The organism is Azospirillum sp. FG154 (assembly GCF_057809575.1).
The window spans coordinates 1-20,456 of the sequence record NZ_JBMDKF010000043.1 but is presented as its reverse complement, the minus strand read 5'-3'; the positions used below and the strand labels follow the sequence as shown (position 1 = coordinate 20,456).

The following is a 20,456-nucleotide window of genomic DNA, read 5'->3' as shown; positions in this document are numbered from 1 at the left end:
GTTCTTTTTCTTCCAATGAGTTGCCTAAACCGAAGATGTGTGAATGCCGTAGCCCCGGGGGGGGGAGAGGGGGAGAAGGCGCGGCTTCCCCGTTACCCGACGATCAATTCCGTCCATTTCTGGTTCAGCCAGTCGGCCTTGCTCAGATACAAATCATAGCGCGGGATGATCGGCGCGATGTCGCTGGACACCCCGGCGAACTCGGCGTCGGTCAGATCGGTTTTCTTGCGGTCGATGGTGGGCGCGGTGCCGACCTTGCGCGACAGCAGCGCCTGAATCGACGGCTGGCACATGTAGTTGATGAAGACATGCGCCTGTTCGGACTTCTTCGACGCCCGGCTGACCGCCCAACTGCCGGAATCGGTGATTCCGCCCTCTTTCGGGAAAGTCGAGCGCACCGGATGGCCGTCGGCCACCGCCAGCCCGGTGACGTCGTGGTAATATTCGCCCATCGGCACCTCGCCCGCCTTCAGCGCGGCCTCGAACTGCGCCTCGTCGCGGTACCACAGCTTCACGTTCTTGCGCAGTTCGCTCAGCTTTTTGAAGCAGTCGAGCTGCCCGGCTTCGGTGTCCAGATGCTTGGTTCCGCCGAAGAAGGTCGCCGCCGTCACTTCCAGCAGGAAGGAGTTCGACACCAGCGCCATCAGGCCAAGCTGGTCCTTGCGCTTCTCGTCCCACAGCGCCGCCCACGAGGTCGGGGCCTCGGGGATCGCCTTGGTGTTGGAGACCAGCGTGATGTACCACGACACCGCGCCAACGCCCGCCACCTTGCCGTCAGGATATTTGTTGACCAGATGCGGCAGCACCGCCGCCGCGTTGGGCAGCTTGGCGAGATCCAACGCCGTCCACAGCTTGGCGTTGATCCCCTTCAGCATGCCGACCTGGGCGATCATCGACACGTCGGCGGGGGCCTGGTTGGCGCGGGCGGCCTGCTCCAACTGGACGAGCCAGGCGTCGCCGGTCGGCTCGGCCACCGATTCCACGGCGATGCCGGTCGCCTTGGTGAAGTCCGGGAAGATGTGCTTGTCGAAGCTGTCCTTGAAATAGCCGCCATAGACGCCGACCTTCAGCGTTTCCGCCGCGCGCAACACGTTGGGCGCCGCCATCAACCCGGCGACCGCCGCGCCGCCGGCCAGAACGCTGCGGCGGCTGACCCGCAAACCGCCAAGCTTGTTGTTCTTTTCCATCGTGAAACTCCCCGTGAATGCTCCCATGACGCCCGTTCGACGGCCATTTTTGTACGATGCTTGCGCTTTGGCGCGTGGCTTGGAACGGCGTCGATCCTCACTAACCGGCGAGGCGCTCGGGAAGAATAGGGATTCACGGAAACTTGCTTTGATGGCTGTCAAACTAATCGGCTGACAGAGCGCGACGGCTGGGTACAGTGTGGTCCGCAAGAATGACCGCCGCCAAGGACCGCGACCGATGCCGACCAGCCCCCACGCCGACCACAGCCCGGATCTGTTCGACCGTTTGGCGCGCGACGGGGCGGCGGAGTGGGCGCGCTACGTCGATCATCCTTTTGTGCGCGGCATGGGCGACGGCAGCCTGCCCGAAGCGGCGTTTCGCCATTATCTGGTGCAGGATTACCTGTTCCTGACCCATTTCGCCCGCGCCTACGCCCTGGCCATCTACAAGGGCCGCAATCTGGCCGAGATGCGGGCGGCGCTGACCGGGTTGAAGGCGATTCTGGACGTGGAGATGGATCTCCATGTCGGGCTGTGCGCCGGTTGGGACGTCGCGCCGGAAGAGCTGGAGCGCGCGCCGGAGGCCAAGGCGACCATGGCCTACACCCGTTATGTGCTGGAAACCGGGCTGCGCGGCGACCTGCTCGACCTGCACGTCGCGCTGGCCCCCTGCGTCATCGGCTACGCCGAAATCGGAAAAACGCTCGCCGCCCACGCGGACGCGCAGGCGGCGGGCAACCCCTACCGGGCGTGGATCGCGGAATATTCCAGCGACGCCTATCAGGCGGTGGCGACCGCCGCGCGGCAAAATCTGGACCGGCTCGCCGCCGACAGCCTGACCGCGTCGCGCTACCCCCGCCTGCTGACCATCTTCCAGCAAGCAAGCCGCCTGGAGGCCGACTTCTGGGACATGGGCCTGACGCTGGCGGATTGAGAAACGGACAGAACCCAGGCTTGCAAAGCTCTGGCGACGCCTTGCCCCCTCCCCGACCCTCCCCCGCGTTGCGGGAGAGGGAGCCTGAACCCTTGTCGGCGTGCGGCGGAGTTCCCTCTCCCGCGAAGCGGGGGAGGGTTAGGGAGGGGGAAAACCGTCTCTGAACAAGCGGGATCCTGCGGACAGAATCAGGCCGCCGCGTGCTTCAGAACGCCCCGGCGGATCTGGTCGAGTTCGATGGATTCAAACAGGGCCTTGAAGTTGCCCTCGCCAAAGCCCTCGTTGCCCTTGCGCTGGATGAACTCGAAGAAAATCGGGCCGATGACGGTCTGGGTGAAGATCTGCAACAGCAGGCCCTGGCCTTGCGTCGGCGCGCCGTCGATCAGGATGCGGTTCTGGCGCAGCCGCTCCAGATCCTGGCCATGGCCGGGAACCCGCGCGTCCACTTGATCGTAATAGGCGTCCAACGTGTCCTGGAACGGCGTGCCGAAGCCGCGCAGAAACTCCACCGTGTGGATGATGTCCTCGGTTCCCAGCGCGACATGCTGGATGCCTTCGCCGTTGTAGTCGCGCAGATACTCGACGATCTGCGATTTGTTGTCGGAGGATTCGTTGATCGGAATGCGGATCTTGCCGCAAGGGCTGGTCATCGCCTTTGACCGCAAGCCGGTCAGCTTGCCTTCGATGTCGAAGTAACGGACCTCGCGGAAGCCGAACAGGCGGGTGTAGAAGTCGCCCCACTCCTCCATCCGTCCGGTGTGGACGTTGTGGGTGAGATGGTCGATGTAGGTCAGACCGGCCCCGACCGGGCGTTGATCGACGCCGGGGAACGGCACGAAATCAACCTCGTAGATGTCGCCGCACGCGCCGTAGCGGTCCACCAGATAGATCAACGAATCGCCGATGCCCTTGATCGCCGGGATGTTCAACTCCATCGCCCCGGCGCGCGTCTCGATGCCCCACGCGCCCAGATCGACCGCCCGGCGGTAGGCCGCCGCCGCGTCGCCGACGCGAAAGGCGATGGCGCAGATGCTGGGGCCGTGCAGCGCGGCGAAGTTGCGGGGAAAGCCGGTCTGTTCGGCGTTGATGATGAAATTCACGTCGCCCTGGCGGTACAGGATGACGTTCTTCGACCGATGGCGGGCGATGGCGGTGAAGCCCATCTGTTCAAACAGGCGGCCCAACGCCTGGGTGTCCGGCGCGGTGAATTCAATGAACTCGAACCCGTCGGTCTGCATCGGGTTTTCCCACAAATCGGCCATGGTCGCGTCTCCGGAATGTCGGTTGCTGGGCCGCCGCGTCAGCGCGGCGCGTCATGTCCTCAGCATGCCGGATTGTTGGTGAAAAGAGCTGTCAATCCACTCGCCGGAATCCGGGATCTTTGGTAGAATTTTCCGATCCATCCGCCAGATACGGAAAATTCATCCGATGACCTCCACCCTTTCGGAGATCGACGTCAAAATCCTCAACGCCTTGCAGGAGGATTCCCGCCTGACGGTGCAGGAGCTGGCCGACCGCGTGGCCCTGTCGGCGTCGTCCTGCTGGCGTCGTCTGCGCTCGTTGGAGGACACCGGCGTCATCCGCCGCTACACCGCCCTCGTCGATCCAAAAGCCGCGTCGGTCGGCGAGTGCGTGTTCGCCCACGTCACGCTGGAACGCCATTCCGCCGAAACCGCCGCCATCTTCATCGAGGCGGTGCGCAAGCGGGCCGAGGTGTTGGAATGCTACGCGGTGTCGGGCGACGCCGATTATCTGCTGCGCGTCGCCGTCGGCGAAATCGCCGACTACAACCGCTTTCTGGAGGAGTTCGTCTTCCACCTGCCCTTCCAGGTCCGCATCCGCTCCAACTTCGCCCTGAAGGAAATCAAATACGAAACCGCCCTGCCGCTGCGCCCGACCGCGCGGTGAGGGGGCGAAGCGTGCTATCCAGGGCCTCGCCACCGACCGGACCCCGCCTGCGACCATGACCACTCCCTCCCCCCCTGCCGCCCTGTTGGCGTCCGCGCTGGCCCGTCACCGCGCGGGCGATCTGGTTGGGGCGGAACAGGGCTACCGCGCCATTCTGGCCGCCGACGCCGAACAGCCCGACGCGCTGCATCTGCTGGGCGTTCTGGCCCACCAATGCGGCCATCATGAGGAGGCGGCGCGGCTGATTGGGCAAGCGGTGGCGTTGCGCGACGACGTCGCCGAACACCACGCCAACCATGGTTTGGCCCTGCACGCGCTGGGACGGCTGGAGGAGGCCGAAGCCGCCTACCGCCGGGCGCTGGCCCGGCGCGAGACCTACCCGGAGGCGCACAACAGCCTGGGCAGCGCCCTGCAAGAGCGCGGGCGGCTGGACGACGCCATCGCCCATTACCGCCGCGCCCTGGATCTGAACGGGGCCTATGCGGAGGCCTGGATCAACCTCGGCACCGCCCTGCACGCCGCCGACGATCTGGCCGGGGCCGAAGCGGCGCTGCGCCGCGCCTTGCGGCTCGATCCCGCCAACCCGCTCGCCCACACCAACCTGGGCGTCGTGCTGAAGGAGGGCGGAAGGCTGGAGGAGGCCGACGACGCCCATCGCGAGGCGCTGCGGTTGGCCCCCGAGGACGCCGAAATTCTGGTCAACCTCGCCCTGCTGCGCGAGGCGCAGGGGCGACCGGACGAGGCCGAACGCCTGTACCGCGCGGCCTTGCGCGTCGATCCGGCCTTTCCGCTCGCCCGCTGGAATTTGGCGCTGCGGCGCTTGGCGTTTGGCGATCTGGCCGAAGGGCAAGAGTTGTACGAGGCGCGCTTCGCCTCCCGCCGGGTGCAGGGCGGGCGGGATTTCGCGATTCCCCGATGGGAGGGCGGCGACCCGGCGGGGCGGCGGATTCTGGTGTGGCGCGAGCAGGGCTTGGGCGACGAGTTGATGTTCGGCGGGCTGCTGCCCGATCTGGCGGCGCGGGTCGGCGGGCTGGTGGTCGAATGCGACGCCCGGTTGGTTCCGTTGCTCGCCCGCTCCCTGCCCGCCGCCGCCGTGCGCGCGCCGACCGCCAACCCGACAGACGCCGACGCCCACATCGCCATGGGGAGCTTGCCCGCGCTGTTGCGGCGCAGGCTGGCCGATTTTCCGCCGCAAGCGGGTTGGCTGCGTCCCGATCCGGCGCGGGTCGCGCTTTGGGCCGAACGCTTGGCGGCGTTGGGGCCGGGTTTGCGCGTCGGACTCTGCTGGGGCAGCCAGCGGGTGATTGGGGAGCGCAAACGCTCCTACACCGCGTTGGCCGATTGGGCGCCGCTGTTCGCGCTGCCGGGACTCTCCCTCATCTCGTTGCAGTATGACGGGCGGGAGGCGGAAATCGCGCAGGCCGAGGCGCGGTTCGGCGTTCGCCTGCGCCGTTGGCCCGACGCCGATCTGAAAAACGATCTGGAAACGGCGGCGGCGCTGACCGCCAACCTGGATTTGGTGGTGACGGTGGCAAGCTCCGTCGGCGAGATGGCCGGGGCGTTGGGCGTGCCGGTCTGGCGCTTTGGCGGGGCGGGCGACTGGACGGCCTTGGGCACGGCGGCGCGCCCCTGGTTTCCCAGCCAACGGCTGTGGAGCGCGCGGCCCGGCGAAAGCCTGCCGGACGTGCTGGCCCGGATCGCCGACGCGTTGCGGCGGCTGTCGGCCCCCCCGGATCCCCGCCCCGCCCTTCTGACCGACTTGCTGGCGACGGCCCGCCGCCATCACGACGGCGGCCAATGGCCGGACGCCGAAAAACTCTACCAGCGCGTCCTGGAGTTGGATTCTGAAAACGCGGAGGCGTTGGAGGGCTATGGCTGGCTGGGTCAACAGGCCGGACGGCCCGACATCGCCGAAACCCTGTTGACCCGCGCCATCGCCGCCCAACCCACGGCCCAACGCCACAAACGCCGGGCGCTGGCCTTCCAAGCGCTGGGCGCCTTGGACAAGGCCGAACGGGATTGGCGGGCCGCCGCCGCGCGCGCGCCCGACGATGTGGAGGCGCTGGGCAGCCTGGGCGCGCTGCGCTTGACGCGTGGCGACGCCGACGGCGCGGCGCAAGCGACGCGGGACGCCCTGCGCCACGCCCCCGACCATGCCGGGCTGCACGCCAATCTGGGCTTGGCGCTCCACGCGGCGGGGCAGGACGGCGCCGAAGCCTTGCGGCGGGCGTTGGCCCTTGATCCCGCCTTGGCCGAAGCCTGGAACGGGCGCGCGGCGGCGGAACCGCCCGCCATCGCGGAGACCGCCGCCCGCCGGGCGCTGGTCCTGCGCCCCGATTACCCCGAAGCCCTCAGCAACCAGGGCGTCGCCCTGCTGGGGTTGGGGCGGGCGGACGCGGCGACCGCCGCCCTGCGCGCGGCGCTGCGACGGCGCCCCGACGATGGGCGGACGCTTGGCAATTTGGCTCTTGCCCTGGAACAGGCGGGCGACGACGGCAAGGCCGCGCTGGTCTGGTGGCGGATTCTGCTGCTCGACCCCGGATCGCCGACCGGCTGGGCCGGGCTGGCCGATCTGCGCCAGCGCCAGGGGCGTTTGGACGGCGCGTTGAAGGGCTGGGGCCGGGCCTTGACCCTCGCGCCGGGCCGGGCGGATTGGCGCTACAACCAGGGCAACGCCCTGCACGCCGCCGGACGGCCAAGCGAGGCCGACGCCGCCTATCGGCTGGCGGTGCAGACCGATCCGTCGCTGACGCTCGCCGCGTTCAATCAGGGTTACGCGGCCTTGGCGCGCGGCGATCTGGCGACCGGTTGGGCGGGGTTGGAGGCGCGCTTCGCGTCCGGCCAAGCCCTGCCCGACCGCCGCTTTCGCATTCCGGCCTGGGACGGCGGCGATCTGTCCGGGCGCTCCATCCTGGTGTGGCGGGAGCAGGGGGTGGGGGATGAACTGATGCACAGCGCCTGCTACGCCGATCTGATCGCGCGGGCCGGGCGGGTGGTGATCGAGGCCGACGCGAGGCTGGTCCCGCTGTTCGCCCGATCTTTCCCTGCCGCGCTGGTCCGCCCGGCGACGGAGGATCCGCTGGACGCGGATTTTCAGGTGGCGGCGGGATCGCTGCCGCTGCGTCTGCGTCCTCGTTTGAGCGATTTTCCACCCCGCGCCGGGTGGCTGGTCGCTGACCCGACGGCGGTGGCGCGCTGGCGCGGCGTGTTTTTCCCCTCTCCCCCCCGGGGAGAGGGTCAGGGTGAGGGGGTTGCGGAGCGTGGCGTCCCCGGCCACCCGCCCCCAATCGCACAGAACAACACGTTGGATTCTTGCGCGTTTCCCGCGTCGCCTCCCCCTCACCCCAACCCTCTCCCCGGGGGGGAGAGGGGGACTCCCGTCATCGGCCTGTGCTGGCGCAGCCGTTTCGTGAACGCGGCGCGGGCGGCGAATTACACCACGCTCGACCGTTGGGGGCCGATCCTGACCCTGCCGGGCCTGCGTTTTGTGAATCTGCAATATGACGAGTGCGAGGCCGAATTGGCCGACGCCGAATCCCGTTTCGGCATCCGCATCCTGCGCCCGGACATCGACCTGCTGAACGATCTGGACGGCGCGGCGGCCTTGACCTCGGCGCTGGATCTGGTGATTTCCGCCGGAACGTCGGTGGCGGAAATGGCGGGCGCGCTGGGCGCGCCGGTGTGGCGGGTTGGTCCCGCCGGGGAATGGACGGCGCTGGGAACCGGCTGCCGCCCCTTCTATCCCGCGATGCGGCTGTTCACGCCGCCGCAAGGCGGCACGCTCGACGACGCGCTGGGCGCCGTCGGGCGCGCCTTGGCTCAGATCATCCGGTTCTGAATCACCAGGCCGGAACGACGGCGTTCTTGAACTTGGTGAGGATGAACTCCTTCACCTCGGCGCTCTGATAGACCTTGACCAGCTTGGCCACCCACGGCTTGTCCTTGTCGGCCTTGCGGACGGCGATGATGTTGGCGTAGGGGCTTTCCGCCGCCTCGCGCGCGATGGCGTCCTTGACCGGATCCATGCCCGCTTCGATGGCGTAGTTGGTGTTGATCGCCGCCGCCGTCACGTCGTCCAGCGAGCGCGGCAGTTGCGCGGCGTCCAGCTCGACGATCTGGAGCTTCTTGGGATTCTCGACGATGTCGATGGGGGAGGCCTTCAGCGTGCCGCCGTCCTTCAGCTTGATGAGGCCCTTGGCCTGCAACAGCAGCAGGACGCGCCCGCCGTTGGTCGGGTCGTTGGGAATGGCGACCTTGTCGCCGACGGCCAGATCGTCCAGGCTCTTGATCTTCTTGGAATAGATGCCGATGGGGAAGACCACCGTCTTGGCGACGCTGACGATCTCATACCCGCGATCCCGAACCTGATTGTCGAGATAGGGCTGATGCTGGAACGAGTTGGCGTCCAGATCGCCCTGCGACAGCGCTTGGTTGGGAATCACATAGTCGGAGAATTCCAGCACCTGAAGGTCCAACCCTTCCTTGGCGGCGAGCGGCTTGACGACTTCCAGGATTTGGGCGTGCGGGCCGGGGGTGACGCCGATCTTCAGGCTTTCCGCCAGCGCCGCGTTCATCGGGGCGGCAAAAGCGATGGCGACGGTGGCGGCGCCGGCCAGCAGGGCCGTCAGCGAACGGATACGCAGCATCACGAACTCTCCTCAGACTTTCAGATGTCGTTTGTTGACGCGGCGGGCGATCCAATCGCCCGTCGATTGCACGATTTGCACCAGCACGATCAGCACCACGACCACCGCCAGCATCACCTCGGGCAAGAAGCGCTGATAGCCGTAACGGATGCCCAGATCGCCCAGACCGCCGCCGCCGACCGCGCCGACCATCGCCGAATAACCGATCAGGCTGACCGCCGACAGGGTCAGACCCATGGCGATGGCGGGCATGGCTTCGGGCAGCAGGACCTTGGTGACGATCTGGAAGGGCGTGGCCCCCATCGCCTGGGCCGCTTCGATCAAGCCGCGATCCACCTCCCGAATCGCGTTCTCGACGATGCGGGCGATGAAGGGGGCCGCCGCGACGGTCAGCGGCACGATGGCGGCGCTGGTGCCGATGGAGGTTCCGGCGATCAACCGGGTGAAGGGAATGATCGCCACCACCAGAATGATGAAGGGGGTGGAGCGGGTCATGTTGACCACCGCCCCGACGACCCGGTTGAAGATCAAATTCTGCAACAGCTCGCCCCGCCCGGTCACGGCCAGCGCGACGCCGATGGGCAGGCCGATCAGCGTGCCGATGGCGCCCGACACCGCGACCATGTGCAGCGTGTCGATCAGCGCCTTGATGAGCAGATCAATGATTTGCGGGGAGAGCATAGCCCAGAACCTCGACACCCAGATGATTGACGTTCAGCAGGCTGACAGCCGCCTCGACGGCGGTCTCATCGCCCAGCGCTTCGACGACCAGCGTGCCGAAGGGCGCGCCCTGGATCTCGTCGATCTGGCCGTGCCAGATGTTCAGATCCAGGTGCAATTGGCGGCTGATGGCGCTGATGACCGGGCTGGTCGCCTTTTCGCCGGTGAAGGTGATGCGCAGCACCGGGTTGGCCCCCGGCTGCGGCGTCGGCGACAGCCGCGCGCGCAGACCGTCGGGAATGCCCCGGTTGATGACCGGATCGACGAAGCTGCGGGTGGTCGGGTGGGTCGGGTGGGCGAAAATATCGAAAACCGGCCCCTGTTCGATCACCCGCCCGGCCTCCATCACGGCGACCTTGTGGCAGATCTCCTTGATGACGCTGATCTCATGGGTGATGAGGACGATGGTCAGGCCCAGCCGCCGGTTGATGTCGGCCAGCAGATGCAGGATCTGCGTGGTGGTTTCCGGGTCAAGGGCGGAGGTCGCCTCGTCCGACAGCAGAACCTTGGGCTTGCTGGCCAGCGCGCGGGCGATGCCGACGCGCTGCTTCTGCCCGCCCGACAGCTCCGACGGGTAGCGGTCGCGCTTGTCGGACAGGCCGACCAGATCGAGCAGCGGCTCCACCGTCTGGCGAATCACCGGCTTGGCCACCCCAGCCAACTCCAGCGGCAACGCCACATTGTCGAACACGGTGCGCGAGGACAGCAGGTTGAAATGCTGGAAGATCATGCCGATGGAATGACGCGCCTCGCGCAGTTCCTTCGGCGACAGCGCCGTCATTTCGACGTCGTCCACCCGCACGCTGCCGGAGCTGGGGCTTTCCAGCAGGTTGATCGTGCGCAACAGCGTGGATTTTCCGGCCCCGGAACGCCCGATGACGCCGAAAATCTCGCCCCGTTCGATGGTCAGGTCGATGTCGGCCAGCGCCGTGACCGGCGCGCCCGCCCCACGGGAGGGGAAAATCTTCTGAAGGTTTGTGAGCGTTATCATCTTTTGGTCGGCAAAGGGGGAGGTCACGCCTCCCCCAGCCCCTTTCACCATGTCGGAATGATGGAGCCGTTGAAGCGCGTTTCGACAAACTGCCGCACTTCGGGCGAACGATACAGCGCAATAAAGCGTTTGATCGTCGGGTCTTCCATGCGGTCCTTGCGCACCGCCCACACCCAAACGCGCGTCACGGCCAACATCCCAGGTTGATTGTCATGCGGGTTGATGGGTCGGGCCGATCAACGGCGGCGGTTGTTGGCCAAACGGCTGTAATGTTGATGGGCGGCGCGTTCGGCCTGTCCGACATTGCGGAAGACCCGACGATCCAGGTCGCGGAAGGCCCAATCGGAGACGAAAAAGGTGTAGCCGCCCCGGTCGGCGACGACGATTCCGGCGGAATGACCCTGAACTTCGATGGCGTAGGCGTTGGCGGCGGTCATGGCGATGGCTCCCCAAACCCACGGCGACCGGCGTTTCGGGTCAGCGGCGTGGGCGATGATGGCGTAAGGGCTGGGCGACGAATGGGCGCTGGGATCAGCGGCGACACATTCGGGCGCAGGCGCAAAGCCGGGGGTTGGGCCGTCGGCGGGTCGTCATTTGGGTCATATCCGGTCTCTCCAGGTCAGAGGTCCACGACCGGCATCGTGGCGCTTTAGCGTTTGGTGACGCGGCGCAAGCTGCTGAATTCAAATTGCCGCGCGGGTCGCCCCCCTTGGGCGGCCCGATGGGTTTTATCTACTCGTTGAGTTGAGTTTACGTCAACAGGATTTTTGCATAAAAATGTGAAATAATCATTTACACATAAATCATTAGTTTAATTTACTCATGCCCCACCCCGCCACACCAGCAGGTGACGCGCGCGCGGAATGTGCTATCTATCGCGTCTGCGGTTCACCCGAGGCGCTCCCCGCGCCCCGGCGGTTCATCCGAGGGAGAGAGTTTTGTCCGCCGATACCAGCGCCCTGAGGACTCCGGCCAACGACGCATCGGTCACAGACCGCTTGGTCCTGGCTTTGCCCAAGGGGCGAATCCTGAAGGAACTGCGCCCGCTGCTGTCGCACGCCGGAATCATCCCCGAACCGGCCTTTGACGACGACAAGAGCCGCCTGCTCCATTTCGCGACCAACATCCCCAATCTCAGCATCATCCGCGTCCGGTCCTTCGACGTGGCGACCTTCGTCGCTTTCGGCGCCGCCCATCTGGGCGTGGCGGGCAACGACGTGCTGATGGAGTTCGATTACCCGGAGATTTACTCCCCGCTCGATCTGGGAATCGGCAAATGCCATCTGGCGGTCGCCGAACCGGCGGACATGATCGCCAGCGACGATCCGACGCGGTGGAGCCATGTGCGCGTCGCCACCAAATACCCGGAAGTGACCAAGCGCCATTTCGCCGCGCGCGGCGTCCAGGCCGAATGCGTCAAGCTGAACGGCGCGATGGAGCTGGCGCCGACGCTGGGCCTGTGCCGCCTGATCGTCGATCTGGTCTCCACCGGCTCGACCCTGAAGGCCAACGGGCTGGAGCAGGTGGAGCACATCGCCAACGTGTCCTCGCGCCTGATCGTCAACCGCGCCGCCTTCAAGACGCGGCCGGACGTTTCCCAGTGGATCGACACCTTCCGGGAGGCCGTCAATGCCCATCAGGCTTGATGTCCGCGACGCCGACTTCGCCGTCGGTTTCGAGGGGCTGCTCCACGCCAAGCGCGAGGCGAGCGAAGACGTCCAGACGCTGGTCGCCGGGGTGATCGAGGAGGTCAGGACGCGCGGCGACGCCGCCCTGATCGACTTCACCGCCCGTTGGGACCGCCAGACGCTGACCGCCGACACCCTGCGCTTCAGCCAGGAGGAGATCGACGCGGCGACGGCCAAATGCGACCCGGCCACGCTCGACGCGCTCGACCTCGCCGCCGCGCGGATCGAGGACTTCCACCGGCGGCAAGTGCCCGAGGTGGTTGATTACCGCGACGCCCAGGGCGTGCGGCTGGGCGCGCGCTGGACTCCGGTCGGGGCCGTCGGCCTCTATGTGCCGGGCGGCACCGCTTCCTACCCCTCGTCGGTCCTGATGAACGCCCTGCCCGCCAAGGTGGCGGGGGTGGAGCGCGTCGTCATGGTGGTGCCGACGCCCGACGGGATCATCAACCCGCTGGTGCTGGCCGCCGCCAAGCGCTGCGGCGTCACCGAGCTGTACCGCGTCGGCGGGGCGCAGGCCGTCGCCGCGCTGGCCCATGGCACGGCGACGATCCGCCCGGTCGACAAGATCGTCGGCCCCGGCAACGCCTTCGTCGCCGCCGCCAAGCGGCAGGTCTATGGTCTGGTCGGCATCGACAGCATCGCCGGGCCGTCGGAAATCCTGGTGGTGGCCGACGGTCGGAACAACCCGGCCTGGATCGCCATGGACCTGCTGTCGCAGGCCGAGCATGACGTCTCGGCCCAGTCGATCCTCATCACCGACGACGCCGATTTCGCCGACGCGGTGGCCGCCGCCGTGGACGCGCATCTGGAAAGCCTGCCGCGCGCCGCCATCGCCGGGGAAAGCTGGCGGGAGCATGGGGCCATCATCCTGGTCGGCGACCTGCTGGCCGACGCCCCCGCCCTGGTGGACCGTCTCGCGCCGGAGCATCTGGAGCTGGCGGTCGAGGATCCCGACGCGCTGGCCGCCCGGATCCGCAACGCCGGGGCCATTTTCCTTGGCCGCCACACGCCCGAAGCCATCGGCGATTACGTCGCCGGTCCCAACCACGTTCTGCCGACGGCGCGCAGCGCGCGTTTCTCGTCGGGCCTCAACGTGCTGGACTTCATGAAGCGGACGACCTTCGTCGGCTGCGACGCCGACAGCCTGCGCGCCATCGGCCCCGCCGCCGTCACCCTGGCGCGGGCGGAGGGGTTGGACGCCCACGCCCTGTCCGTCGCCCTGCGCCTGCCCGCCGACTTAGCCAAGGGAGGGACCGCGTGAGCGCACGGACCAACCGCCGCATTTCCCATGTGACGCTGGATGAAAAGACCGTCGTCCGCCGCAAACCGGAGGTGGAGCATGAACGCGCCGTCGCCATCTTCGATTTGCTGGAAGAGAACGAGTTCTGCCCCTGCGACCACGCCGAATCCGGCCCCTATCACCTGCATCTGTCCATCGAAGACAACCGCCTGGTCTTCGACATCCGGCGCGAGGACAACAGCGAGCTGGACAAGCTGGCGCTGCCTGTGACCGGCTTCCGGTCCATCGTGAAGGATTACTTCCTGATCTGCGAAAGCTACTACGCGGCGATCAAACGCTCGACGCCGTCGCAGATCGAGGCCATCGACATGGGCCGACGCGGCCTGCACAATGAGGGATCCGAAATGCTGCGCGAACGGCTGACCGGCAAGGTCGAGATGGATCTCCAGACCGCGCGTCGGCTGTTCACGCTGATCTGCGTTCTTCACATACGCGGCTGACGGAAACGGGTGGCGCATGGTCATGGCTGTGACCCCGGCATTCCCGACCCTTCCGGTCACGAGCGTTCTGTTCGCCTGCACCTACAACATGATCCGTTCGCCGATGGCGGCGGCGATGATGCGCCATTTCCACGGCGCCCGCGTTTATGTCGATTCGGTCGGCGTGCGGGAGGGGGACGAGGTTGATCCCTTCGCCGTCGCGGTGATGGAGGAGATGGGCATCGACCTGTCCAAACACCGCTGCCGCACCTTCGAGGATCTGGAAGACACCAATTTCGACCTGATCGTCTCGCTGTCGCCGGAGGCCCAGCACCGCGCCATTGAAATGACCCGCACCATGGCGTGCGACGTCGAATTCTGGAACACCTTCGACCCCACCCTGGTCGATGGGTCGCGCGACGCCATGCTGGAAGCCTATCGACAGGTGCGCGACAACCTGCTGACAAAGCTCAAGCAGCGTTTTCCCCTGTCGCGCGGCCCCAGCGTGTGACACGGCCACAGAATCACCCGCTTTGACGGGGGGCTTCGCGTCCACAACGGCGGCGGTTCCAAAGTATCGGGCAAGATGATATTGAGCTGTGTCATGGTGGCTTGCGCGACGCCGTTTTAGACTCGCGCGATGACCGATCAGTTTTCTCCCGACGGAGCGCCGCTGACGATGCCCGCCAGCCTGTTGACCCGCCTGTTCCGCGCCATCGGTCCGCGCAGCCTGCGCGTTCGCCTGATGGGGGTGGTTCTGGCCTCGCTGGCGTTGCCGTTTCTTGGGGCCTTGTACGTTTTCAATCAACAACTTGACAAGCGGCTCGCCACCGCCAGCGAATTGGCTTTGCATCTGACCGACGACGGGGTGGAACGGCAGCGCGACCTGATCGGCGAGGCGCGCAACCTGCTGGGCGTGCTGTCGATGGTTCCGGCCATCCGCGACGCCACCTTCGAGGACACCGACGCCTGCGTCGCCACGCTCGCCCCAATGCCGCGCCAGCACCGTTGGACCACCGGCGTCTGGTTGACCGACGCCAACGGCCTTCTCATCTGCGACACCACCGGCCCCGGCGCCGGCATCAGCCTGCGCGAGCGCGAGTATTTCCAACGGGCGCTCGACACCAAGGACGTGGTGGTCAGCGATTTCATCATCGGCAAACGCTCGCTCAAACCCCTCATCATCGTGGCCCGGCCAATTCTGGAGAATGGCGCGGTCAAGCGCATGATGGGGGTCGCCGTCGATCTCACCTGGTTGACCGATCTGGTCAAGGTCATCAAGCAGCCCGACGCGCGGGTGATGGTGCTGGACGGCAAGGGCGTCATCGTCGCTCGCCAGCCCGACCCGGAAGGCTGGTTGGGCCGCAACGTCAGCGACTTGCCCCACGTTCACCGTATGTTGACGGAGCGGCATGGATCCTTCGACACCCCCAGCGCCGATGGGCGGGGCCGGTTGTGGGGGTTCCAACACTCCATCGAAACCAACACGATCTTCGCCGTCGGCATCCCCACCGAACCGATCAAGGCCGAAGCTCGGCGCGATTTGTTCCAGGGGGTGATCCTGCTGGGTTTGGCCGCCATCGTCAGCGTCGCCGCCCTGTGGGCCCTGCTGCGGGCGTCCGTTCTGCGCTGGGTTTGGGAATTGGGCAGCGCGGCCACCCGCATCGGCGCGGGCGGCGGCGGCGCCCTGATCGAAGCCGAACGCGCGCCCGACGAGTTCCGCGTCGTCTCTCATGCCTTCAACGACATGTCCCAGCGCCTGAAGCAGCGCGAGCAGGAATTGCGCGACGCGATGGAAGAGGCGCGGGCGGGCAGCCGCGCCAAGGAAGAGTTCTTGGCGACCATGAGCCACGAGATCCGCACGCCGATGAACGGCGTGATCGGATTCGCAGAAATGCTGCTGGAAACCCCGCTGACCACCGAACAACGCCGTTTCGCCTCGCAGGTCCGCGACGCCGGGCGGTCGCTGCTGACCGTCATCAACGATGTGCTCGACCTGTCAAAGCTTGAGGCTGGTCGGCTCGATCTGGTCAGCGTGCCGTTTCGGCTCGACGATCTGGCCGACCGCTGCGTCGCCATCGTCCGACTGACCGCTGAACACAAAGGGCTGGAGCTGCAAACCAGCATCGCCTCGACCGCGCGCGGCTTCGTCATGGGCGACCCTGATCGGGTGCGCCAGATTCTGTTGAATTTGCTGGGAAACGCGGTGAAATTCACCGACCGTGGGACCGTGCGGCTGACGGTCAAGGCCGTGGACAACGGTCGGGGCGAACGGCGCTGCACCTTCATCGTGACCGACTCCGGCATCGGCGTGCCGGAAGACCGCAAGCAAGATTTGTTTCAACGCTTCAACCAGTTGGAACGCGGGCGCGGCGGCACTGGGCTGGGGCTTGCCATCTGCCTCCGTCTGGTCGAGTTGATGGGCGGCGAGATTGGCATGGAAAGCCAACCCGGCGTGGGCAGCAGCTTTTGGTTCGCTCTGCCGCTTCCGCCAGCGGGCGACGCCGTGATTCAGACGGCAAACAACAGCGCGTCGCCAACCGACCCGAATCGGGTCAGCCGCCGCATTCTTTTGGCCGAAGATCTGGAGATGAACCGCGACCTCGCCATCGCCATGCTGACCAAGGCCGGTCATCAGGTCGATTCGGTGCGTGACGGCGCGGCGGCGGTCGCGGCGGTGCAGGAAAACCACTACGACATCGTGTTGATGGACGTGCAAATGCCGGTGATGGACGGGTTGGAAGCCACGCGCCAGATCCGCGCTCTGCCCGGCCCGGTCGCCCACGTTCCCATTCTGGCGCTGTCCGCTGGCGTTCTGACCGTGGAGGTGGAGCGCTGCGCGCAGGCGGGGATGAACGCCCATCTGGCCAAACCATTGGAGAAAAATAAACTTCTCGACGCCATCGCCCATTGGGCCGCGCAAAGCGACGCAGCCCGGCGGACGAAAACCCCACCCGATTCCACGAATCCCGCCGCAACGCAGTTGGTGGCGCACACGTAACGAGTCGGTGCTATACTGCGTCATCCATGCCCACCGACGGGTGGGCTGCGCGCTGTTGGCCACTGGTGCTTCATGAAGGTTTCTCAGCCCCCTCTCGTTCCCGTGCCGGAGCGGAAACCCGATCAATCGACGTCTGGCCTGTCGGCCAATGGCGACGGAGCGTCCTTCCTTGACGTGATGGCGCAGTCGCAGCCATTGCCGCGCGGTCGCCTCGCCAACGGGCAGAAACCGCCGCCCATGCCGACCAGCAAGCCTGAAGCGCCAATGGAACTGGCCGACGGCACGCTGGTTCCCCTGCCCACGCGCAAGCCGTCCCTGCCGCTCGCCAGCAAAAGCACGAACGCGGCCACGGCGCTCGCCACCTCCGGCACGCCGACCGCCAACCGCGTGCTGTTGGCCTCCCAACAGGTCGCTGGCCTGTCCGGTCACAGCTTCACCGCCATTCTGGCCCAAGCCACCCAGGAAAGCGGCCTGGACAGCGCCGCCAAGAACAGCACCAGCAGCGCCGCCGGTCCGTTCCAATTCCTGGAGCGCACATGGCTCGACCTGTTCCGCCGCCATGGCGCCGCCTATGGTCAAGGCGAATTGGCCAGCCACATCCAGGTCCGCAACGGCGTCGCTTCGGTCGCCGATCCTGAAACCCGCAAGAAAATCCTCGATCTCCGCCACGACGTCGATCTGTCCGCCGGAATGGCCGCCCGCTATCTGTCGGAAGGCCGGGCGCAACTGGAGAAACGGCTGGGCCGTCCAGTCAGCGAAAGCGAAAGCCGGATCGCCTATGTGATGGGCGTCGGCGGGGCGTCCAAACTCATCAGAACCGCCGAATCGAATCCCACCGCCGTGGCGTCCGATCTGCTGCCCGCCGCCGCCAAGGCCAATCACAACCTGTTTCACGACCGCAGCACAGGCCGGGCGTTGAGCGCGTCGGAAACCGTGGCCCGGCTGACCCGGCGCATGGAAATCGACCAGCGCGAGATGTTCGCGGCCATCTCGAAAGCGGCGGAACCCGTGCAAAAGCTGGACGGCGGCAACCAATCGCCGCTCAGCCCCTTCCAGAACGTCCGGCTTGTTGGCCCGCCGGAGGGGGATGATTCGGCGACCGCGCAGGGCTGACCCGCGATCAAAGCTGCGACGGAACGCGCCCATTGTGGGAATCCCCCTTGACCCAGCGGCTTGGGGGCGTCAGTTATTGCCACGAAACATTACGCACGGACAAAAGGTCATATGGCTAAGGAAGATCTGATCGAGTTTTCTGGGAGCGTCGTCGAACTGCTTCCGAACGCGATGTTCCGGGTTAAGCTCGACAACGATCACGAGGTTCTCGCACACACCTCCGGCAAAATGCGCAAGAACCGGATCCGGGTTCTGGCGGGCGACCGCGTCAATGTGGAAATGACGCCGTACGACCTGTCCAAGGGCCGGATCACCTTCCGGTTCAAATAACCGCGCAGCCGACGCCGCAGTCCCCCGTGATGAGCATGTCCATGGCGCGCCGACTCGTCCTGGCTTCGGCCTCGCCGCGTCGGCTTGATTTGTTGCGCCAGATTGGCGTGTCGCCCGATGCGGTGGACCCAGCCGATCTTGACGAAACGCCCCTGCCCCGCGAATTGCCGCCCCAGCACGCCTTGCGTCTGGCCGGTGAGAAAGCCGCCTGCGTCGCCGCGCGTCATCCCGATTCGTGGATTCTCGCCGCCGACACCGTCGTGGCCTGCGGGCGTCGCATTCTGCCCAAAGCGGAACGGGAGGACGAGGCGCGCCAGTGCCTTGACCTGCTGTCCGGTCGGCGACACCGCGTCTATGGCGGCGTCGTCCTGCTGGTTCCCACCGCCGAGGGCGGCCATCGCCGTTCCGAACGTCTGGTCCGCACCGACGTGACGTTCAAATGCCTGTCCAAGTCCGAAACCGACGCCTACATCGCGGCGGGGGAATGGCAAGGCAAGGCGGGCGGTTACGCCATCCAGGGCCGGGCCGCCGCCCTGATCCGTTGGATCGGCGGTTCCTACAGCAACGTCGTCGGCCTGCCTCTGCACGAGGTCGCCGGATTGTTGCACGGCCATGGCTTTCCCATTCCATGACCCTCGTTGAGGGGGTTTCGGCGTGAGCCGGATTGAGCTTCTCATCGACCAGGACGGTCCGCTGACGCGGGCGGCGGTTCTGGCCGATGGGCGCTTGACCGATCTCCACATCGACCACGCCGACCGCCCGTCCCTGCTGGGCCATGTCTTCCTTGGTCGGGTCGAACGCATCGTCACGGGCATGGAGGGCGCCTTCGTCGATCTTGGCGCCGGGCTGTCCGGCTTGCTGATCGCCGCCGACGCCCGCAACCCCGACGGAACCCGCCCCAAACAAAAGCCCGAGCGCATCGGCGCGCTGCTGCGCGCCGGTCAATCCATCATCGTCCAGGTCAAGGCCGACGCCCATGGCGCCAAGGGGCCCTCCCTGACGATGGACGTCACGCTGCCCGGTCGTTTCCTCATTCACGCCCCGTTTGGCCGCGACGTCGCGGTGTCCAAGCGGCTGGGAACCGGCCCCGCGCGCGCCGCCCTGTCGCAACGGGTGCAAGCCCTGGTCTCCGGCTCCGGTTGGATCGTCCGCGCCGGAGCCGCCGGAGCCGCCGACGCGGCCCTGACGCTGGACGCCGAGGCGCTGATCCTGCTGTGGCGCGGCGTCCAGGCCGACGCCGCCAAGGGTGGCCCGCCGCGCCTGCTCCGCCCCGGCCCTGACGCCCCGGCGCGCGCCCTGATCGACCAGGGCGCCGCCGCGCTCGACGCCATCGTGATCGACGGCGAGGCGCTGGCCCGCCGCGTGACCGGCTGGTGCCTGGACCGCGCGCCCGATCTGTCGCCGCTGATCGCCCGGCACGCGCCGCCAACCCGGTTGTTCGACCTGCGCGACCTTGACGGCGCCATCGCCGACCTGCTCGACACCCGCGTCGCCCTGCCGCGCGGCGGCTCGCTGGTGATCGAACGGACCGAGGCGCTGACCGTCATCGACGTCAACGCCGGGGAGCGCGGCAACCCGCTGGACGTCAACCTTGACGCCGCCGCAGAGATCGCCCGCCATTTGCGCCTGCGCAACATCGGCGGCATCATCGTGGTGGATTTCGTCAACATGCGCGCCCGCAGCGACGCCGAACGCGTGCTGGCCGCTTTGACGGATGCGGTGGACGGCGACCCGATTCAAACCCAAGTCTATGGCATGTCCAAGCTTGGCTTGGTCGAGTTGACCCGCGCCCGCCGGGGAACCCCGCTGGCCGCCCTGCTGTCGCCATCGCCCCCGTCCACGACGCCCGCCCCCACCGGAGTTTCTTCGTGACCGCATCCCTCACGCCCGCCGCCCTGCCGCCCTGCCCCATTTGTGGCCGCGCCGCCGAACCGACGATCCGCCCCTTTTGCTCCAAGCGCTGCGCCGATGTCGATTTGAGCCGCTGGCTGGGCGGCGTCTACCGCGTGGAGACATCGGAAACCCTTGATGAAACCGGAAAAAACAACGACTCCGAAGACGCCTGAAAAAAGCGGGAAGCGGTGTTTTTTCTCTGGACAGCTCCCCTGAATTTTCCTACAAAGCGGCCCTCGACGCGCGACGGCAAACAAAAATTGTCACGCGCCGCCGGATGCCCAGGTAGCTCAGTTGGTAGAGCAGGGGACTGAAAATCCCCGTGT

At 66.8% G+C, this 20,456-nt stretch carries 20 protein-coding genes; 13 read left to right on the top strand and 7 right to left on the bottom strand.

Annotation, left to right across the window (positions count from 1 at the left end):
- Positions 1–92: 92 nt before the first annotated feature.
- Complete coding sequence (locus ACODS4_RS27220) at positions 93–1,187, bottom strand: ABC transporter substrate-binding protein (RefSeq protein WP_488868856.1); 1,095 nt, start codon at positions 1,185–1,187, stop codon at positions 93–95.
- Positions 1,188–1,425: 238 nt separating this feature from the next.
- On the opposite strand from ACODS4_RS27220, the gene tenA reads away from it, so the two are divergent.
- Entirely contained in the window at positions 1,426–2,121 is a 696-nt protein-coding gene (gene tenA / locus ACODS4_RS27215; RefSeq protein ID WP_488868854.1) for a thiaminase II, read from the top strand.
- A 188-nt stretch (positions 2,122–2,309) separates the two neighbouring features.
- Here tenA and hppD read toward each other — a convergent pair whose 3' ends face one another.
- On the bottom strand, positions 2,310–3,383 hold the full coding sequence (hppD, locus tag ACODS4_RS27210; protein ID WP_488868852.1) for a 4-hydroxyphenylpyruvate dioxygenase: 1,074 nt from the start codon (positions 3,381–3,383) through the stop codon (positions 2,310–2,312).
- Between the two features lie 166 nt (positions 3,384–3,549).
- Between hppD and ACODS4_RS27205 the strand changes: the two genes are divergently transcribed.
- On the top strand, positions 3,550–4,029 hold the full coding sequence (locus tag ACODS4_RS27205) for an Lrp/AsnC family transcriptional regulator (RefSeq protein WP_488868850.1): 480 nt from the start codon (positions 3,550–3,552) through the stop codon (positions 4,027–4,029).
- Positions 4,030–4,084: 55 nt separating this feature from the next.
- Positions 4,085–7,867 carry a tetratricopeptide repeat protein gene (locus tag ACODS4_RS27200; RefSeq protein ID WP_488868848.1) on the top strand — a complete coding sequence of 1,261 codons (3,783 nt, stop codon included), beginning with the start codon at positions 4,085–4,087 and terminating at the stop codon, positions 7,865–7,867.
- Position 7,868: 1 nt separating this feature from the next.
- Here the strand turns inward: ACODS4_RS27200 and ACODS4_RS27195 are convergent, their stop codons facing one another.
- Genes ACODS4_RS27195 through ACODS4_RS27175 form a run of 5 tightly spaced genes read right to left on the bottom strand, consistent with a single transcriptional unit; the run spans position 7,869 to position 10,823 of the window.
- The gene (locus ACODS4_RS27195; RefSeq protein ID WP_488868846.1) at positions 7,869–8,675 is read right to left on the bottom strand and encodes a MetQ/NlpA family ABC transporter substrate-binding protein; all 807 of its coding nucleotides are present in this window, start codon (positions 8,673–8,675) and stop codon (positions 7,869–7,871) included.
- Positions 8,676–8,687: 12 nt separating this feature from the next.
- Positions 8,688–9,356: a methionine ABC transporter permease gene (locus ACODS4_RS27190; RefSeq protein WP_488868844.1), complete on the bottom strand. Its 669-nt coding sequence runs from the start codon at positions 9,354–9,356 to the stop codon at positions 8,688–8,690.
- On the bottom strand, positions 9,334–10,386 hold the full coding sequence (locus ACODS4_RS27185; protein WP_488868860.1) for a methionine ABC transporter ATP-binding protein: 1,053 nt from the start codon (positions 10,384–10,386) through the stop codon (positions 9,334–9,336). Before ACODS4_RS27185 ends, ACODS4_RS27190 begins: the two co-directional genes overlap by 23 nt.
- Positions 10,387–10,430: 44 nt before the next feature.
- Positions 10,431–10,574 (bottom strand): MetQ/NlpA family ABC transporter substrate-binding protein, encoded by a 144-nt coding sequence (locus tag ACODS4_RS27180; protein WP_488868842.1) that lies wholly within the window; start codon positions 10,572–10,574, stop codon positions 10,431–10,433.
- A gap of 48 nt (positions 10,575–10,622) precedes the next feature.
- Positions 10,623–10,823 (bottom strand): hypothetical protein, encoded by a 201-nt coding sequence (locus ACODS4_RS27175; RefSeq protein WP_488868840.1) that lies wholly within the window; start codon positions 10,821–10,823, stop codon positions 10,623–10,625.
- Between the two features lie 501 nt (positions 10,824–11,324).
- Here ACODS4_RS27175 and hisG point away from each other — a divergent pair.
- The 10 genes from hisG (at position 11,325) to ACODS4_RS27125 (ending at position 20,303) form a co-directional block, all read left to right on the top strand.
- Positions 11,325–12,032: an ATP phosphoribosyltransferase gene (gene hisG, locus ACODS4_RS27170; protein WP_488868838.1), complete on the top strand. Its 708-nt coding sequence runs from the start codon at positions 11,325–11,327 to the stop codon at positions 12,030–12,032.
- Complete coding sequence (gene hisD / locus ACODS4_RS27165; RefSeq protein ID WP_488868836.1) at positions 12,016–13,335, top strand: histidinol dehydrogenase; 1,320 nt, start codon at positions 12,016–12,018, stop codon at positions 13,333–13,335. Before hisG ends, hisD begins: the two co-directional genes overlap by 17 nt.
- Complete coding sequence (locus tag ACODS4_RS27160) at positions 13,332–13,814, top strand: UPF0262 family protein (protein WP_119832653.1); 483 nt, start codon at positions 13,332–13,334, stop codon at positions 13,812–13,814. The genes hisD and ACODS4_RS27160 overlap by 4 nt, the downstream gene beginning before the upstream one ends.
- 22 nt (positions 13,815–13,836) lie before the next feature.
- Positions 13,837–14,304, top strand: coding sequence for an arsenate-mycothiol transferase ArsC (locus ACODS4_RS27155; protein ID WP_488868834.1), 468 nt, complete (start codon positions 13,837–13,839; stop codon positions 14,302–14,304).
- Positions 14,305–14,433: 129 nt separating this feature from the next.
- The gene (locus ACODS4_RS27150) at positions 14,434–16,794 is read left to right on the top strand and encodes a hybrid sensor histidine kinase/response regulator (protein ID WP_488868832.1); all 2,361 of its coding nucleotides are present in this window, start codon (positions 14,434–14,436) and stop codon (positions 16,792–16,794) included.
- Positions 16,795–16,866: 72 nt separating this feature from the next.
- Positions 16,867–17,907: a lysozyme family protein gene (locus ACODS4_RS27145; RefSeq protein WP_488868830.1), complete on the top strand. Its 1,041-nt coding sequence runs from the start codon at positions 16,867–16,869 to the stop codon at positions 17,905–17,907.
- 111 nt (positions 17,908–18,018) lie between these two features.
- A complete protein-coding gene (gene infA / locus ACODS4_RS27140) occupies positions 18,019–18,237 on the top strand; it encodes a translation initiation factor IF-1 (protein WP_119832649.1) in 219 nt (72 codons plus the stop codon).
- A gap of 35 nt (positions 18,238–18,272) precedes the next feature.
- Positions 18,273–18,869 carry a Maf family protein gene (locus tag ACODS4_RS27135; RefSeq protein WP_488868858.1) on the top strand — a complete coding sequence of 199 codons (597 nt, stop codon included), beginning with the start codon at positions 18,273–18,275 and terminating at the stop codon, positions 18,867–18,869.
- 22 nt (positions 18,870–18,891) lie between these two features.
- Positions 18,892–20,109, top strand: a complete 1,218-nt coding sequence (locus tag ACODS4_RS27130) for a ribonuclease E/G (protein WP_488868827.1) — start codon at positions 18,892–18,894, stop codon at positions 20,107–20,109.
- Entirely contained in the window at positions 20,106–20,303 is a 198-nt protein-coding gene (locus ACODS4_RS27125; RefSeq protein WP_488868825.1) for a DNA gyrase inhibitor YacG, read from the top strand. Before ACODS4_RS27130 ends, ACODS4_RS27125 begins: the two co-directional genes overlap by 4 nt.
- Positions 20,304–20,456: the final 153 nt, after the last annotated feature.